Origin of the sequence: Mycolicibacterium brisbanense (assembly GCF_001570425.1) — a bacterium.
Classification (GTDB): Bacteria; Actinomycetota; Actinomycetes; order Mycobacteriales; family Mycobacteriaceae; genus Mycobacterium; species Mycobacterium brisbanense.
The window spans coordinates 42,504-58,464 of record NZ_BCSX01000018.1; the positions used below are offsets into that span (position 1 = coordinate 42,504).

15 protein-coding genes are annotated in these 15,961 nt (G+C 66.1%); 6 read left to right on the plus strand and 9 right to left on the minus strand.

Annotated elements, in window-relative coordinates; all coding sequences use genetic code 11:
• Nucleotides 1–4: 4 nt before the first annotated feature.
• From lon to RMCB_RS06815, 4 genes are all read right to left on the minus strand, one after another.
• A complete protein-coding gene (lon, locus tag RMCB_RS06800; RefSeq protein WP_062828178.1) occupies nt 5–2,326 on the minus strand; it encodes an endopeptidase La in 2,322 nt (773 codons plus the stop codon).
• 37 nt (nt 2,327–2,363) lie between these two features.
• Nucleotides 2,364–2,993, minus strand: coding sequence for a VC0807 family protein (locus RMCB_RS06805; protein WP_234792025.1), 630 nt, complete (start codon nt 2,991–2,993; stop codon nt 2,364–2,366).
• Between the two features lie 111 nt (nt 2,994–3,104).
• Complete coding sequence (locus RMCB_RS06810; protein WP_062828179.1) at nt 3,105–3,380, minus strand: hypothetical protein; 276 nt, start codon at nt 3,378–3,380, stop codon at nt 3,105–3,107.
• 191 nt (nt 3,381–3,571) lie between these two features.
• Nucleotides 3,572–5,911, minus strand: coding sequence for an arylsulfatase (locus RMCB_RS06815; protein WP_084388389.1), 2,340 nt, complete (start codon nt 5,909–5,911; stop codon nt 3,572–3,574).
• Between the two features lie 155 nt (nt 5,912–6,066).
• On the opposite strand from RMCB_RS06815, the gene RMCB_RS06820 reads away from it, so the two are divergent.
• Nucleotides 6,067–7,101, plus strand: a complete 1,035-nt coding sequence (locus tag RMCB_RS06820; protein WP_062828180.1) for an AraC family transcriptional regulator — start codon at nt 6,067–6,069, stop codon at nt 7,099–7,101.
• On the opposite strand, the gene RMCB_RS06825 is transcribed toward RMCB_RS06820, so the two are convergent.
• Together RMCB_RS06825 and RMCB_RS06830 are read right to left on the minus strand one after the other, a co-directional pair.
• Nucleotides 7,069–7,635, minus strand: a complete 567-nt coding sequence (locus RMCB_RS06825) for a cupin domain-containing protein (RefSeq protein WP_062828181.1) — start codon at nt 7,633–7,635, stop codon at nt 7,069–7,071. The two genes, RMCB_RS06820 and RMCB_RS06825, sit on opposite strands and share 33 nt — an antisense overlap.
• A gap of 130 nt (nt 7,636–7,765) precedes the next feature.
• Nucleotides 7,766–8,545, minus strand: coding sequence for a bestrophin-like domain (locus tag RMCB_RS06830; RefSeq protein ID WP_062828182.1), 780 nt, complete (start codon nt 8,543–8,545; stop codon nt 7,766–7,768).
• Between the two features lie 185 nt (nt 8,546–8,730).
• Here RMCB_RS06830 and RMCB_RS06835 point away from each other — a divergent pair, with 185 nt between their 5' ends.
• Complete coding sequence (locus RMCB_RS06835) at nt 8,731–9,009, plus strand: hypothetical protein (protein ID WP_062828183.1); 279 nt, start codon at nt 8,731–8,733, stop codon at nt 9,007–9,009.
• A gap of 80 nt (nt 9,010–9,089) precedes the next feature.
• Here the strand turns inward: RMCB_RS06835 and RMCB_RS06840 are convergent, their stop codons facing one another.
• Nucleotides 9,090–9,800, minus strand: coding sequence for a response regulator transcription factor (locus tag RMCB_RS06840; protein ID WP_062828184.1), 711 nt, complete (start codon nt 9,798–9,800; stop codon nt 9,090–9,092).
• A gap of 192 nt (nt 9,801–9,992) precedes the next feature.
• Between RMCB_RS06840 and RMCB_RS06845 the strand changes: the two genes are divergently transcribed.
• Together RMCB_RS06845 and RMCB_RS06850 are read left to right on the plus strand one after the other, a co-directional pair.
• On the plus strand, nt 9,993–10,361 hold the full coding sequence (locus tag RMCB_RS06845; protein ID WP_029370569.1) for a SpoIIAA family protein: 369 nt from the start codon (nt 9,993–9,995) through the stop codon (nt 10,359–10,361).
• A gap of 125 nt (nt 10,362–10,486) precedes the next feature.
• Entirely contained in the window at nt 10,487–11,932 is a 1,446-nt protein-coding gene (locus tag RMCB_RS06850) for a DHA2 family efflux MFS transporter permease subunit (RefSeq protein WP_029370570.1), read from the plus strand.
• 9 nt (nt 11,933–11,941) lie between these two features.
• Here RMCB_RS06850 and RMCB_RS06855 read toward each other — a convergent pair whose 3' ends face one another.
• Both RMCB_RS06855 and RMCB_RS06860 read right to left on the minus strand, forming a co-directional pair.
• Nucleotides 11,942–12,976, minus strand: a complete 1,035-nt coding sequence (locus RMCB_RS06855) for a hypothetical protein (protein WP_062828185.1) — start codon at nt 12,974–12,976, stop codon at nt 11,942–11,944.
• A gap of 152 nt (nt 12,977–13,128) precedes the next feature.
• Entirely contained in the window at nt 13,129–14,313 is a 1,185-nt protein-coding gene (locus tag RMCB_RS06860) for an FAD-binding domain (RefSeq protein WP_062828186.1), read from the minus strand.
• 49 nt (nt 14,314–14,362) lie between these two features.
• Between RMCB_RS06860 and RMCB_RS06865 the strand changes: the two genes are divergently transcribed.
• Together RMCB_RS06865 and RMCB_RS06870 are read left to right on the plus strand one after the other, a co-directional pair.
• The gene (locus tag RMCB_RS06865) at nt 14,363–14,992 is read left to right on the plus strand and encodes a TetR/AcrR family transcriptional regulator (RefSeq protein ID WP_036424541.1); all 630 of its coding nucleotides are present in this window, start codon (nt 14,363–14,365) and stop codon (nt 14,990–14,992) included.
• 5 nt (nt 14,993–14,997) lie between these two features.
• The gene (locus RMCB_RS06870; RefSeq protein ID WP_062828187.1) at nt 14,998–15,924 is read left to right on the plus strand and encodes an NADP-dependent oxidoreductase; all 927 of its coding nucleotides are present in this window, start codon (nt 14,998–15,000) and stop codon (nt 15,922–15,924) included.
• The last annotated feature ends 37 nt before the right edge of the window (nt 15,925–15,961 follow it).

The following is a 15,961-nucleotide window of genomic DNA, read 5'->3' on the forward strand; positions in this document are numbered from 1 at the left end:
GTCATCAGGCGGCGGCCGTCGCGACCTGCTCGGCAGGCTCCAGCGCCGCCGCGACGATGTCGGCGACGTCGGTCATCGGCCTGACCTCCAACGCCTCGAGCACCTCGGCAGGGACATCGTCGAGATCGGGCTCGTTGCGAATCGGGATGAAGACCGTCTTGAGCCCGGCCCGTTGGGCCGCAAGCAGTTTCTGCTTGACGCCGCCGATGGGCAGCACCCGGCCGTTGAGCGTGACCTCGCCCGTCATGCCGACGTCGCCGCGCACTTGGCGTCCGGTGGCCATCGACACCAGCGCCGTGACCATCGTGACACCGGCCGACGGGCCGTCCTTGGGCACCGCGCCTGCCGGCACGTGCACGTGGATCTGGCGGTCCAGTGCCTTGGGATCCACACCCAATTCCGAAGCGTGCGCCCGCACGTAGGACAGTGCGATCTGCGCCGACTCCTTCATCACGTCGCCCAGCTGACCGGTGAGCTTCAGTCCCGGCTCGCCCTCGTTCGAGTTGGCCTCGATGTAGAGCACGTCACCGCCCAGGCCTGTGACGGCAAGGCCGGTCGCCACCCCCGGCACCGCGGTGCGCTCTGTGGATTCCGGCGTGAACCGCGGACGGCCCAGGTAGTCAACGAGATCCGGCTCGTCGATCACGATCGGGGCTTCGGTGCTGTCCAGCTTGGTCGTGACCTTGCGCAGCGCCTTGGCCAGCAACCGCTCGAACTGCCGCACACCCGGCTCGCGGGTGTAGTCCGCGGCGATCTTGCGCAGGGCAGCGTCGGTGACCGTCACCTCGTCCGCCGTCAGCGCCGCGCGTTCGGCCTGCCGGGGGAGCAGGTAGTCACGCGCGATGGCGACCTTGTCGTCCTCGGTGTAACCGTCGAGCTGGATCAGCTCCATGCGGTCCAGCAGGGCCGACGGGATGTTCTCGATGACGTTGGCCGTCGCCAGGAACACCACGTCGGACAGGTCCAGGTCCAGCTCCAGGTAGTGGTCGCGGAACGTGTGGTTCTGCGCGGGGTCCAGCACCTCGAGCAGCGCGGCCGACGGGTCGCCTCGGTAGTCGGAACCCACCTTGTCGATCTCGTCCAGCAGCACAACGGGATTCATCGAACCTGCCTCGCCGATGGCCCGCACGATGCGGCCCGGCAGCGCACCGACGTAGGTGCGCCGGTGACCGCGGATCTCGGCCTCGTCGCGCACACCGCCCAGGGCGACGCGCACGAACTTGCGGCCCAGCGCGCGCGCCACGGACTCACCCAGTGACGTCTTGCCGACCCCGGGCGGGCCGGCCAGCACCATCACGGCACCCGAACCACGCCCGCCGACGACGGCCATGCCGCGCTGCGCGCGACGGGCCCGCACGGCCAGGTATTCGACGATGCGGTCCTTGACGTCGTCGAGCCCGTGGTGGTCGGCGTCGAGAATCTCGCGCGCTCCCTTGAGGTCTGTCGAATCCTCGGTCTTGACGTTCCACGGCAGGTCCAGCACGGTGTCGAGCCAGGTGCGGATCCAGCCGCCCTCGGGGCTCTGCTCGCTGGCGCGTTCCAGCTTGCCCACCTCGCGCAGCGCGGCCTCGCGCACTTTCTCGGGCAGGTCGGCGGCTTCGATGCGGGCCCGGTAATCGTCGGACCCCTCCGGTTCGCCTTCACCCAGTTCCTTGCGGATCGCCGCGAGCTGCTGGCGCAGCAGGAATTCCTTCTGCTGCTTGTCCATGCCGGACCGCACGTCCTCGGCGATCTTGTCGTTGACCTCGACCTCGGCCAGGTGCTCGCCGGTCCAGTCGATCAGGAGCCGCAGCCGCTCGGCGACATCGGCAGTCTCCAGCAGCTGACGCTTCTGCACGTCGGTCAGGTAGGACGCGTAGCCGGCGGTGTCGGCCAGCGCCGAGGGGTCGGTGATCTTGTTGACCACGTCGACGATCTGCCACGCTTCGCGGCGTTGCAGCATGGCCAGCAGGAGTTTCTTGTATTCGGCGGCCTGTGCGAGTGTCGACGCGTCCGCCGGTTCTTCACCGACCTCCTCGACGAAAACCCACAGGGCGGCGCCGGGTCCGGTGGTGCCGGATCCGATGTGGGCGCGCCGTTCACCGCGGACGACGGCGGCTGCGCCGCCTCCGGGCACGCGGCCCACCTGCACGATCGACGCGATCACGCCGTGGGTCGGGTAGCGGTCGTCCAGGCGTGGCGCGATCAGCAGTTTGCCGGATTCGCTCGCTTGAGCTGCATCGACAGCCGCGCGGGCGGTGTCGTCGAGGCCGATCGGCACCACCATGCCCGGCAGCAGGATCGGTTCTTGGACGAACAGCACCGGCACAGATATTTGTTCGGACATCAAACCTCCAAAGTTCAGTCTGATGCGCTCAACTCTCTCAGGCGGCGGTTTGTTCCCGCAAGTGGTCCCATCTGGTCCTGGCCCGCTTGGCCATCACAACCGTCACCACCATCAGCAGCGCCGTGAACGCCAACGAAACAACCGTGTTCACGCCGTTCGCGACGTCGACGGACAGCGAGAAGATGATCGCCAAACTGATCAGCGTCCCGATCAGCAATCCGATGCCCCACATCGCTGAGAGCGAAACGTTGACGCGCCGCTTGAACTCCGCCTCGCCGGGCTCGGGGCTCTCGTCGGAGATCACCCGTACCCGCTCGGCGATGATCTGGGTCAGCGGTGTGCCGATGAAGCAGCTGCCCAGGAACACGACCGCGCCGACGCCTCCGACGAGGGTGTTGCCCACCATCAGCATCCGGGCGTCCGAGGTTGCCAGGCCGACCGCGAGGCTCAGCCCGAAGTTGAGCATCAGGTAGCCCGCGAACGGATCGAGGCGGCGAGCCTTGATCGCGTCGTAGGACACCTTGATCCCCGCGAGCACGGTGCCCGTCAGCAGTGCGACGTATTCCGACACTCCGGCGGCGCGCAGCCCGTAGTAGGCGAGCAGGGGTGGGGCGACATCGAGCAGGATGCCCCGCAGCACGGGGCGCAGTGAGTGATCTTGGCTCACCACCGTGAAGATATGGGCACTTCCTGTGAATGCCCTGTGCGCGTTGAGCGGTCCGCTGACGCGCTCGGCCGGGACAGGCATGACTGTCCCGGCCGAGCACTCATCCGACGTCTAGCAGGGGTCTCCCGGCGGGGTGAAGTAGGGGACGCCTTCGACTGTGTAGCACGGGACTTCGCCTGGCACGTACGGGACGTGAGCGGCCGCGATGGCGGCGCCGGTGGCAACGTCACCGGCGATGTCGGTGCAGCCGCCGGCGGAGAAGTGTCGGCCTCCGGCGTCTGCGCAGACGTCCGCGCCTGCGCTCGGCGCGATCGCCAGTGGCGTGCCGGCCAGAGTCGCGCCCGTGACGGCCGCGGCCGCCAGTAGCGTTACTGTGCGCTTCTTCATCGGTTATCTCCTTGTGGGTGCGGATATTTGGGCCTGGCCGCTTGGTGCGGCGGTCAGGCGACCTTTGTGACGGCCGGTGGCAGCCAGCTGGTTGCTGCTCGGCAGCGGAGCTGTCAATCTGTTGCAGCACAGCATAATTGACCGGCCCCGCTGCCGCCGGTCGCGGCAGCGGGGTCGGTCTGTTCGCCGATTCAGGTGTAGGCGACGTGCACGCGGTGGATGCGGCCTTCGAACGGGAACGGAGCACGTTCGCGATAGTCCAGCGACACCGGTGAGCCAAGGCAGGTGCCGATGTCGAGGCAGTCGTTGGCCGTGAACAGCAGCGGCGCACTGATCGGAACCTGTCCCGCGGCGACCGTTTCACCGTCGCGTGCGACGGTGACGTCCAGCGGGCCGGCCGGGCGCGGGTCGGCGTACTGGGTGGTGACCGTGATGGTGGCGCGTCCCGGCGGCATCTTGGCCGCCGAGCGGATCTTGGTGCGCGACAAGATGAACAGGTTGTACTCGTAGCAGAGGTAGCCCTCGTCGAGATAGAGGGTCAACCCGCCGGCGGCGGCACCCAGCGCGTACAGCACACCGTTGGCATTGGCGGGAATGTCCGCGTCGATGGTGACGACGTTGTTCTTGTTGCCCAGTGCGGGAGCGCAGAATTCAGGCATACGCACGGTGTCGCCCGAGAACTCCCATTCTTTGTACGGCGGCGCGATGCGCAGCTCTGGGTGGTAGACCGGCACCCACAGGCCACCACCGATGGGTAGCACCGCATTACGGGCTGCCTCGACCATGAACATCTCGCGCATCTGCGCCAATTTTTCGGGCATCTGGTCGGCGAGATCGTGCGCCTGCGACCAGTCCTCGTCCAGGTGGTACAGCTCCCACGTGTCGTTGTCGGGTGTCCACGTGGCGATACCCGGCGGCTGGCCCGGTACCCACGGCAGCCGGGGCCCGCGCGCCGAGGCCATCCATCCGTCGTGATAGATCCCTCGGCTGCCCATGATCTCGAAATACTGGGTGGCCTTGCCGCCGGGCGCATTTCGGTCGGCGAGGGTGCGAGCGAAACTCACGCCCGCAAGCGGTATCTGCGGTTCACCGTTGACCACTCGCGGCGGTTCGATGCCGACGACGTCGTAGATGGTCGGCACGACATCGTTGCAATGCAGGAACACATCGCGCGGGGCGGCCTCGGCGGTGATCTTCGCCGGCCACCGCACCGCCATGGGATTGCGGGTGCCGCCCAGGTGCGACGCGAGCAGCTTCATTCCCTTGTACGGGGTGCTCCCTGCCCACGCCCACGCGGCGTGGTACTGGTTGTCGACCAGCGGCGAGCCGAGCACGTCGAGGCCGCCGAGTTCTTCGAGCGCATCGATGTGCTGACGTACGGTGGTGGGAATTCCGTTCTGCGCCAATAGCTCTGCGATGGTGCCGTTCTGGCCTTCCCCCGACGACCCGTTGTCGCCCCAGATGTAGAAGAACAGCGTGTTGTCGGCGTAGCCCAGTGCCTCGAGCTCATCGGCGATCCGGCCGACCTGCACGTCGACGTGCTCGGCGTAGCCGGCAGCGACCTCCATCAGGCGGCGCTGGAACGGCTTTTCATCCTCGGGGATGTCATCCCAGGCCGCCATGGTGTCATCGCGCGGGGTCAACTCGCAGTCCTGCGGGATCCATCCCTTGTCCTTGGCGCGTTCGAACACGCGCTGCCGGTAGGCGTCCCACCCGTCGTCGAACTTGCCCGCGTACTTGTCCGCCCATTCCTTCATGATGTGGTGCGGCCCGTGCAGGCAGCCGCTGGCCCAGTACATGAAGAACGGCTTGTCGGCGTTGAATGCCTTGTGCCGGTGTAGCCACGAGATCGCGTCGTCGGCGAGGTCCTCGGACAGGTGGTAGCCCTCTTCCGGCGTCTTGGGCGGGGCCACGACGGTGGTGTTGCGCACCAAGTTCGGCTCGTACTGCGAGGCCTCACCGGCGAGGAAGCCGTAGAAGTACTCGAAACCCAGTCCGGTGGGCCAGTTGTCGAACGGGCCGGCGGCGGTGGTCTCCTCCGCGGGAGTGTTGTGCCACTTGCCGAACGCCGATGTTGCGTAGCCGTACTGCTTGAGCACCTCGGCCACGGTCGCGCTGGACCGTGGGATCTTGCCGGCGTACCCGTCCCAGTCATTGGCCAGTTCGGCGATCTGGCCGTTGCCGATCTCGTGATGGTTGCGGCCCGTCAGCAGCGAGGCCCGGGTCGGTGAGCACATTGCGGTGGTGTGAAAGCGGTTGTAGGACACGCCTTCGCCACAGATCCGGTCGAGTGTCGCGGTGTTCACCTCGCCGCCGAACGTCGACGGCAAACCGGGGCCTGCGTCGTCGATGAGGACGATGACGATGTTGGGGGAGTTCTCGTGCAGACGCTTGGGCGCCGGCCGTGGACTGTAGATCGACTCCTGCAACGTGCGCCCGGCGATGCTGCCGGATCCGACTGGCGGGAACGGTAACACCCCGCCTCCGGGTAGAACCGGCGCCACCAACTGATCACCCTGCACGTCAGACACCGTGCCCCTCTCCTCGATAGGAACCTTGGTCTGTGCAGCCGGCCATTGACAGGGCAAGCCGCGCAGCCGACTCATCCCGACCCGGGCATCTACTGTGCAGCAAGCCAGCGCCTTTCGTCTTGACATTCCAGGACAAATCTTTGACAGTCTGGGACATGGCTGTGATTCGTGGGACCGCGCTCACGAACTTTCATCAGCTCGTTACCGAACTGGGCGGAAACAGTCGCACTCTCGTATCCGCCGCCCACATTCCCTACGACGATGTCGGCCGCCACGACCGGTTCATCTCCCTGCCCAATGGAGCCGGGATGCTCGAAGCCACTGCCGTCGCCCTCGACACCCCCGATTTCGGGCGGCGTTTGGCGCTGCGCCAAGGCATCGAGATTCTCGGGCCGGTCGGGCTCGCCGGGCGGAACGCGGGGACGGTCGCCGAAGCGTTCCTGATCTTCGACAAGTTCATGGCGGCCTACAGCCCGTCGATCGCCGCACGGATCACCACGCACCTCGACCCCGAACTACGGCGCTTCGAATTCGAGTACCTCCTCGATCCATCCCCACCGCAGGCGCAGGCCATCGAACTCTCGTTGGGCGTCACCCTGCGGGTCCTGCGCTTGTTCCTCGGCGCGGACTACCGGCCGATCGCGGTGCATCTGCCGCATCCCGCACTGACCCCTGCCGACGACTACGAGACCTATTTCGGCTGCCCGCCGAGTTTTTGCGAACCGGTCGCGGGTTTCACGCTGCGCACATCGGACCTGCAGCGCCCCCTTCCGACCGATCAGGTGGCCCATCAAACCGCAGTCGACTACCTCGCCCAGGTCGTCGGCGAATTCGGTCCCGCCACCAGTCAGTTGGTGCGCACCCTGGTGCGACAACTACTGCCGACCGGCATGGTCGGATTGGCAGACATCGCCCGCCACATCGGTGTTCACCCCAAAACCCTGCAGCGGCGGCTGTCCGCCGAGAATGCGACGTTCGGCGAGCTGGTCGATCAGACGCGCCGCGAGACCGCTCAACGGTTACTGCTCGATACCGACCTCAGCCTCGACCAGTTGTGCCGACAGCTGGGCTACGCCGAGCAGAGTGTGCTCACCCGCTCGTGCAAGCGCTGGTTCGACATGACGCCAACCGCTTACCGCAGCACGCGAATTTCGTCATCACGTCGGCGGCCGCTTGAGGAGCAGCAGTGAGTGGTTGATCTTCTTGAAGTTGGCGAAGGTGTCAGCGGGAACACCGAACACCGCGCCGAGGACGGTCGGGGGTAGCGCGCTGATGCAGGCGCCGATTCCGATGTCGTCTTTGGCTTCCGGCGTGCTGGCGTTGAAGATGATCACGATGTCCAGGTCGACATCGCCCTTGTTCTCGAAATAGTGGAATGAGCCCTGCGGTGCGAAGACGACGTCGCCAGGGTGTTGGTCGAACGACTCGCTGTGTCCCATGACGTCGAGCAGCGTCCAGGTCGCGACACCGGAGGTGACGATGTTGAGCTCCCACGCGCTGGGATGCCAATGGGGTTCTCGGATTCCACCGGGCTGCAGATTCAGCAACGCGAGGCTGGCCTCTTGGCCGCGCAGTATCGGAAAGTTGTCCTCATGGGCCTGACGCAACGTGCCGCCGTCGAAGACCAGTGGATCCGCCGTGCCTAGGTGGAACAGGTGGGAAGCGGTGTTGTCGAGTTCGGCGGGTATCCGCGGATTGCCGAATCGGGAGGCATCGTCCGTCATCGCAGGAGTCCCTCGGTCGATGGGTGTCGCAACTGGTCGACGCGTCGCATCGTAACCCCGGGACAGGGTGGGGAACTGCCGAACAGGTAACACCGAAAATCGGCGAAAGCTTTTGATACACAGGAAAATATCAGCTTCCGCGATCGACGAGGTCGAACACCTCCAGCGCATGGGTGAACGGTTCTGGTGTTACGCCTGCCGGGCCGAACGGGTGGTCGAGGGAGAAGATGACGTAGAGCAGCAGCGCCAGTAGCACGGTCACGGCGCTGACCAGGACCATGTGGTAACGGTCGTTCGCCAGCCGCATGAAGCTGGTCAGCGTGATCAGCACGAGGCCGCCGAAGATCAAGGCGCACCACAGGAGCCGTGGGACGCGGCGTTGAGCGTCCAGGATGCGGGCGCTGCGGTCGGACGCCAGAGTGGTCAATTCGCTGAGGAACGGCTGGTTGATCGGAGGTGTTGCGGCGCCTGATGTTTGGGTGCCGACGATGCGGTACAGCTGGGTCAGTGCGGCGCGGCCGTCGTTGGTGATCTTGCCGAATTCGGCCTTGCCCCATTCGGGTCCCTGCGTCGCTTCGGCGTACCGGCGCAGCTGCTCACGCGCCTGCGATTGTTCCGGTTGTGGCATGGCGACGGTTTGGCGGTACAGCGTCGTGAGAGTGGCCGCCTCGTTGGACACGTTGGTCTGAGCCGTCAGATACTGCTGCCAGCCGACGACGACGGTGAAACCGAGCAGCGCACCGTACACCAGGCCCACGACGGTGAGGAACGGCGACAATATCGAGTTGTGCTCCGGCCGGTTGTCCACCATGCGGCGGGTCAGCAGGACGCTGCCGATGGCCACGCCGACGGCGACGACAACGACGCCGGCCAACAACAGCCATGCTCCGAAAACACCGAGATCGCCCATAGGTCAACAAGCATGCAGCAACCTCGAACTGTTGCCAATCAAAAACGCAAAATCGTTGCTGCCGTTAATAACCGCGCTTCGCCTGGCAATTTGTTGATGACTTTGCGAACAGTCAGCAAACAGCATCGGGATGTGTTAGCTTTCGCCCGCCAATACCGTCGGGGCTCGCAGATGAGGAGTCTGCCGTGAAACTCAGAGATTTCGTGGCTGCCGTCGCCGTCGCAGGCGCCTTGGGTTCCGGTGCCGTCATGGTCGGCGCCCCTACGGCGCACGCCGACCATCCACTGTGGGATTGCGGTGGCTATCCCGCCGACATCTGCGCGAACTTCCCCTGGAACGCCCACGCCGGTGACGTGGGCTGGGGCGGTGACGGTCCGCCGCCCGCCGAATTCAACGAAGGCCGATTCGCGGGGTGCGACTGGAACTGGTGGTGCATCCGCGACCGCATCCGCGACGACAATTGACGCTTGAGGCCGAACGGGCTTTCATGGCACGGCTTTTCCCGATCACCGTGCCATGGCCGGCCACGCGCTGAAAGCGTTACTCACCGCACTGCGTCGACCATCGGTGAATTGCTGCGTGCCGAGGCCGGCGAGTTGATGCGGTAGCCGAAACCGCGGACCGTCTGGATGGTGTTGGTGCCGAACGGAAGGTCGATCTTGCGGCGCAGGTATCCGATGTAGATCTCGACCGCGTTGTCGCCACCGGTCTGGTTGGCCCAGACGTTCTGCCGGATTTCCGATTTGGTCACGACGGCATCCTTGTTGCGCATCAGGAACTCCAGCAGACCGTATTCGCGCGGCGTCAGGTCGATCGCCGTGGACTCGCGTTCGACGACGCGTCGCGCCGGGTCCAGCGACAGACTGCCCGCGGTCAGCACCATCGGTCGGTGTGGCGCACCACGACGAATCAGTGCCCGCAGTCGCGCCACCAGAATGGTGAACGAGAAGGGCTTTGTCAGGTAGTCGTCGGCACCCAGGTCGAAGGCCTTGACCTGAGCGTCGTCCTCGTCGTTGGCCGTCAGCACCAGCACTGGCGTCCACACCTGCTGCGCTCGCATGCGCCGCAGCATCTCGTAGCCGTCGAGGCCCGGCAGCATGATGTCGAGGAGCACCGCGTCGTAGTCGTGGCCGGTCGCCTGACGCAGTCCCTCGGTTCCGTTGCCGGCGTGCACCACGACGTAACCCTCGGCTTGCAGGCCTCTGCACAAGGCACCGGCGAGCCGTTGCTCGTCCTCGACGATCAGGACCTTCATACCCGTGGCTTTCCGTTGCAGGGCCGGTTGTCGATCCCGTGAAGAAATCGGCAGCTACCAGAGTGACAAGTACTCGCTGTGAGAACGCTGAGTTTTGGTGCCGATGCTCACAATGGGACCTTGTGCTCTTCCAGGTGTCGCGCGGTGCCAGGACGATGGCGATTGGTGGGGGACCCGAGTGAGGAGCGCGTCATGCTCGACTGCACATTGGACAAAGAGAACGCGATCGTCGTCGTACGCCCGGAGTCGCCGCTCGACCGGAATGACTTCGTCGAACTGGGCAAGCTGGTGGACCCTCAGATCGAGGCCGAAGGCGACCTGGCAGGCCTGATCATCGAGGCGCCCACATTTCCGGGTTGGGACAGCTTCGGCGCGCTGGTGACGCATATCCGCTTCGTGCACGACCATCACAAGCATGTGAAGAAGGTTGCGGTGGTGACGGATTCGCGCCTCGGGGACTTCGCCGAGCATCTGGCGGCGCACTTCGTGTCAGCCGAGATCCGCAAATTTTCCGCTGGTGATGTCGGAGAAGCGCAGCGTTGGATCACCGGCGAGGCGTAGCGGTCGCGCCGAGTTGCGTCATGTGACTCGGCGCTCGGGCGCTCTCCGGTACAAAGCTCGTTTCCCTGCGCGTGGTGGTGGCACCTACTCTGGTTAGCCGCACAAACCAAGTACAGGGGAGGGACATGACGACGGGCCCGAGCACGGGGGCGATCACGACGCGACCGCGTGCCCAGTCCAGCACGAACGTCATCATCGGGCTGCTCGTCGGCTCGGCGTTCGTGATGATCCTCAACGAGACGATCATGAGCGTCGCGCTGCCCGCCCTCATCGTCGACCTGAACATCGCGGCCAGCACGGCGCAATGGCTCACCAGCGGCTTCCTGCTGACCATGGCCGTCGTCATCCCCATGTCGGGGTCACTTCTGCAGCGCTTCCCGGTTCGCGGGATCTATCTGGTGTCGATGACGCTGTTCTGCACCGGCACACTGGTGGCCGCGCTGGCGCCCGGTTTCGCGGTTCTGCTGACAGGACGGATCGTGCAGGCCTGCGGTACCGCCGTGATGATGCCGTTGCTGATGACAACGGTCATGACCTTGATCCCCGCCGACCGGCGGGGGCAGATGATGGGGACGATCTCGATCGTCATCGCCGTCGCACCGGCGATCGGGCCCACATTGTCGGGGTTCATCCTGGGCTCCCTCGAATGGCGCTGGATGTTCTGGATCGTGCTGCCCATCGCGTTGGTCGCGCTCACGGCGGGGTACATCTGGCTGCGGGTCGACGACGAGCGTCAAGACCCGACGCCCATCGATGCCATCTCGGTGCCGTTGTCCGCGGTCGCGTTCGCAGGCTTGGTGTTTGGGCTCTCGCTGCTCGGTGAATCGGCGCACGGTCGCCCAGGGGTGCCGGCGTGGCTGCCGATGGCGGTCGGTGCTGCGGCGATGGTGCTCTTCGGTGCCCGGCAGCTGCAGTTGCAACGACGTGACCGCGCGTTCCTGGATCTGCGGCCATTCACGTACCGGCGGTTCTCGGTGTCGCTGGGTCTGGTGATCCTCGGCTTCATGGGCTTGTTCGGCGCGATCATCATGGTGCCGCTCTACGTGCAGGACGTGTTGCGACAGAGTGCGTTGGTGGCCGGTTTGGCGACGCTGCCGGGCGGGTTGCTGATGGGCCTGGCGGGCCCGTTGGTGGGGCGGGCCTACGACCGCCACGGTGCCCGAGTGCTCGTGGTGCCGGGATCGCTGATGCTGTGTGCGTCGCTGTGGGGGTTCACCACGTTGTCTGCGGTGTCACCGGTCTGGCAGCTGGTCGTCCTCCAGACGGTCATGATGGTCGGGCTGTCGATGATGTTCACGCCGTTGATGACCGACGCGCTCGGGGTGCTGCCCGACCGGTTCTATTCGCACGGAAGCGCCATTCTCACGACGCTGCAACAGGTTGCGGGCGCGGCCGGAACTGCGCTGTTCGTGACGGTCATGACCAAGGCGTCGCAGTCGGGCGGCGCGCCGGATCTGCCCGGTGTGCACGCAGCGTTCACAGTGGCCGCGATCATCAGCATCATCGCCGTGGTCGCGGCGTTCTTCACCGCGGCTCGGCCGAGCCCGGCAGGCGGGACCCCGACGCACTGATCCGAGAACTCAGGGCGCCGGATGAGGACAGGTTTCGTAGGTCGTGCGCAGGGCCTGCTCGGCGGGTGGCGAATGGTAGACGAGGGTGTCGCGGTCGGTGCAGCCGCCGACGGTGATGGCGATCGGGCCCGTAGCGCGTCCGTCGCCGTTGATATGACCTTGGATCTGATCGCTGCTGGTGTAGAGCACGGGCGCGGGCAGAGCGCGCAGTTGCGGTAGCTGCTGACGCGCCAGTGCCGCGGCATCGGCGGGATCGTGGGAACGGGTCTGCACGGCGATCCACACCGGTGCCGACACCCGCCCGTTGACAGTCAGCTGGCTGGTGTGGGGGATGGTCTGCTCGGCGTTGATCCTGCGCCAGACGTCGAGCTCGGCGGCGCTGGGGTAGCGTCGCGTCGTCTTGATATCGGCCGGGTGTTGGCTGCCGGTGCTGATGGTCCACGTGAGGCCGGCCAGTTGGGGGAAGCGGTCGGCCAGAGTGGCCGCGGCCGCGGCCGCGTCGGTGTAGTCGGCGTCGTCGGGCAGCTGGATCGTGGCGATGTTGGCATGGCCGGCATCACGGATGGGTGACTGGTTGCCGGGGTGAGTGATGGTGGCGCGCAACCTGATCGTCGCGGTGGGGAACTGTTCTCGCAACGCGACCCAGTCGCGCGCCTGGGCGATGATCTGCTGGTCGTTGATGATGGGTAGTTCCCCGGCGTCGACGGCGAACCGGTTCCAGCCGGTGGTGACGTCGAGTTCTGACCGATACCCGGAGTAGTCGACGAGTTGGAGGTCCTGTAGGTAGCGGTCGGTGACAGCGGCCAGCTGCACCGCGGTGATGCCCGGGGCGGGTTCGACCGTGATGGTGAACGACACCCATCCTTGGGCGGGACGGTTGGTGACCCGACTGCTCACCGCGTGCACCCCGGGCATCCGGCCGAGGATGTCCGCCAGCCGGGTTACGTCAGCGCGCCGGTCGGGAGGTGCGCCTTGGCAGGCCGTCACGAGAAGGGTGACGAGCGCGGCCATCGCGGCCATCCGGGCGATCACGCCGGTCACCATGACGGTCCTTCCGCATCCATCCCGCTGCGGGGAGTCTCGATTGTCCGACGCGGCGATCATTGCACAAGGCAACTGGATGGATGCTGTCAGTCGGGGGCGACGAGCTACTGCTGATCCGATGCGGTTGCGGCGCAACGTCATCGGCTCGCTACTCAGAAGACGTAGTGCGGTAGCGGAAAGTCGTCGCGCAACTGACGCTGGATCAGCCAGTCGCCGATATGCGGTTGTGAGAGCACCCTGCTCATCCGATTGCGCGCCCACACCCCGGGCCGGGTTCTGGGTGCGAAGGCGGACGCGAATCTCTGCGCGGCGCGTTGCTTGCGTTCGATGAACGGCCGTAGCATCCGGCGGTAGCGGTCGAAAGCGGCGTGGAAATCAGACCCCGCGCGGTGCAATTCACCGGCGAGCAGGTATGCCTCGAGCATTGCGAGCCCGGTACCTTCACCGGCCAACAGCGACACCGCGGCGGCGGCATCGCCGATCAACATCACCCGCCCGTTCGACCAGCGGTCCATGCGGATCTGGCTCACCCGGTCGAAGTAGACGTCCTCGGCGCGGTCCAGAGCCTCGAGAATCTGCGGGCATTCCCAACCTGCATCGCCGAATACGTTGTGCAGAACCGCTTTCACCGCATCCGCGCCGGGCGGGTCAGCGCCGTTCATCTTCTCGCTGGTGCAGATGAACAAGAACATCGTCCGGTCATCACGCATCGTGAACCGACTCGCCATGCGTCCCGGTAGGCCGTAGGACACGTAGACAAGCTCATCGCGCGGTCGGTATCCGAGAGCCTCGAAAGCGGCGACGCGGTAGCCGAGATCGCGCTCGAACTGGGTATCCGGCCCGAATGCCAAGCGCCGTACCGGGGAATGCAACCCACCGGCACCGATCAGCAGATCGAACCGACGGGACTGGCCGCTCAGGAGGTCGACCTGCACGCCGGAATCGTCGGGGTGGATCGCGGTGATGCTGTCGCCGAAGACCGTTTCCACGTCGTCGGCGACGGTGGCGTAGAGCATCGCTGCGAGTTCTCCGCGGGGCAGGCTGGTGAATCGGCCTCCCAGCACGCGGCGAAACCCTCCGGTGGGGAACCCACCGACCCAGCGGCCGCGCGCATCGACGAGTCGTACCTCGCCGATCTTGTAGCCCGCCGCGTCGAGTTGGGCGGCCAGACCCATGCGCTCGGCGATGTCGTATCCCACACCCCAGAAGTCGATGACGTAACCGCCCGTGCGCAGCTGTGGGGACCGCTCGATGAGGCACGGCTCGTGCCCGCTACGGCGTAGCCAGTAGGCCAGTGTCGGGCCGGCGATGCCTGCGCCACTGATCGCGACTTTCATCCGGCATGCGCCTCCTCGTCGCACCTCGATATGGAACTAACATACCGTCATGGGCATCGAAGTACCATATGAGGCGACGGGGAGGCGGAGCCAGAAGGCGCGCACCCGCATCGCGCTGGTCGAGGCGACACGGGAACTGCTCGCGCAAGGCCTGCTGCCCACGGTCGAAGACGCCGCTCACGCTGCCGACATCTCCCGGACCACCGCCTACCGATATTTCCCGAACCAGCGCTGCCTGCTGGCCGCGGTGCACCCGGAGATCGACGCAGCTTCGCTGCTGCCCGACGGCGCGCCTGACGACCCATACCGGCGGTTGGAGCTCGTCATGCGGGAGTCCATGCGGATCACGACGATGTGGGAACCCGAACTGCGGACCTCGCTTCGGCTGTCGCTTGAACCCGGGAACGCAGAGCTGCCGGTACTGCGTCGCGGCCACGCTGTCGGCTGGATCGAGGACGCGCTGGCACCGCTGCGATCGACTCACCCCGATGTCGACATCCACCGCTTGGCCATTGCGATCCGCGCCGCCACCGGCATCGAGTCCTTCGTCTGGCTCGTCGACGTCGCCGGGATGGCGCGCGACGAGGTGACTGAAATGCTTTGTGGGACAGCGCAAGCGATTCTGTCCACCGCCCTGACCGCACCAGGGGGAATGTTTCGGGGCGCCGGCTCGTCGTAGGGGAGATGAGTAGAGCAGTCCAATTCGATGAATATGGCGGGATCGACGTTCTGCAGGTTCGTGACGTGCCCCGCCCCGTCCCGGCCGACGGCGAAGTGCTCGTCGAGGTCAAGGCCGCAGGCATCAATCCCGGCGAGGCGATGATTCGCCGCGGTGCCCTGCACGATCGCTGGCCGGCCACGTTCCCATCCGGGCAGGGCAGTGACCTTGCCGGGGTGATCGCCGAAATCGGTCCCGGTGTCCGGGGATTCAATGTCGGTGACGAGGTGATCGGATTTTCGGAGCGCCGGTCGAGCCAGGCCGAATACGTGGCCGTGCCTGCCGATCAGGTGACCGCCAAGCCTGCCGGCGTGCCGTGGGAGGTGGCCGGTTCACTGTTCGTCGCGGGCACCACCGCATATGCGGCTGTGCGCGCGGTGCAGCTACGGCCCGGCGACACGGTGGCCGTCGCGGGCGCGGCAGGCGGTGTCGGGACCGTCGCTGTGCAACTCGCCGTGCGCGCCGGAGCGACCGTTCTGGGGATCGCCGGCCCCGTCAACGACGACTGGCTCACCGCGCACGGCGTCATCCCGGTCAACTACGGCGACGGGCTGGCCGACCGGTTGCGGGCCGCGGCGCCGAGCGGTCGCGTGGACGCGTTCCTCGACTTCTTCGGCGGGGGCTACGTGCAGCTTGCGGTCGAGGAGCTGGGTGTCGAGCCCGGCCGGGTGGACACCATCATCGACTTTCCCGCCATCGAGCGGTTCGGTGTCCTCGGAGCAGGCAACGCCGATGCGAGCGACATCGCGGTTGTGGCGGAGCTGGCCGGGCTGGTGGCCGATGGTGCGCTCGAAGTTCCCATCGCGCGGGTGTTCGGCCTCGACGACGTGCGAGCGGCCTACACCGAGCTCGAAAAGCGCCACACCAGAGGCAAGCTGGTGCTGCGCCCGTGACGTTCGGTGAGATGCCCCCGGCGGCGCGTAGCATCCA

Bases quoted from the DNA above. Each gene is read 5' to 3' on its own strand.
- lon (WP_062828178.1), bottom strand. From the start codon at position 2,326: ATGTCCGAACAAATATCTGTGCCGGTGCTGTTCGTCCAAGAACCGATC.
- RMCB_RS06810 (WP_062828179.1), bottom strand. From the start codon at position 3,380: ATGAAGAAGCGCACAGTAACGCTACTGGCGGCCGCGGCCGTCACGGGC.
- RMCB_RS06820 (WP_062828180.1), top strand. From the start codon at position 6,067: ATGGCTGTGATTCGTGGGACCGCGCTCACGAACTTTCATCAGCTCGTT.
- RMCB_RS06825 (WP_062828181.1), bottom strand. From the start codon at position 7,635: ATGACGGACGATGCCTCCCGATTCGGCAATCCGCGGATACCCGCCGAA.
- RMCB_RS06830 (WP_062828182.1), bottom strand. From the start codon at position 8,545: ATGGGCGATCTCGGTGTTTTCGGAGCATGGCTGTTGTTGGCCGGCGTC.
- RMCB_RS06840 (WP_062828184.1), bottom strand. From the start codon at position 9,800: ATGAAGGTCCTGATCGTCGAGGACGAGCAACGGCTCGCCGGTGCCTTG.
- RMCB_RS06845 (WP_029370569.1), top strand. From the start codon at position 9,993: ATGCTCGACTGCACATTGGACAAAGAGAACGCGATCGTCGTCGTACGC.
- RMCB_RS06850 (WP_029370570.1), top strand. From the start codon at position 10,487: ATGACGACGGGCCCGAGCACGGGGGCGATCACGACGCGACCGCGTGCC.
- RMCB_RS06855 (WP_062828185.1), bottom strand. From the start codon at position 12,976: ATGGTGACCGGCGTGATCGCCCGGATGGCCGCGATGGCCGCGCTCGTC.
- RMCB_RS06860 (WP_062828186.1), bottom strand. From the start codon at position 14,313: ATGAAAGTCGCGATCAGTGGCGCAGGCATCGCCGGCCCGACACTGGCC.
- RMCB_RS06865 (WP_036424541.1), top strand. From the start codon at position 14,363: ATGGGCATCGAAGTACCATATGAGGCGACGGGGAGGCGGAGCCAGAAG.
- RMCB_RS06870 (WP_062828187.1), top strand. From the start codon at position 14,998: ATGAGTAGAGCAGTCCAATTCGATGAATATGGCGGGATCGACGTTCTG.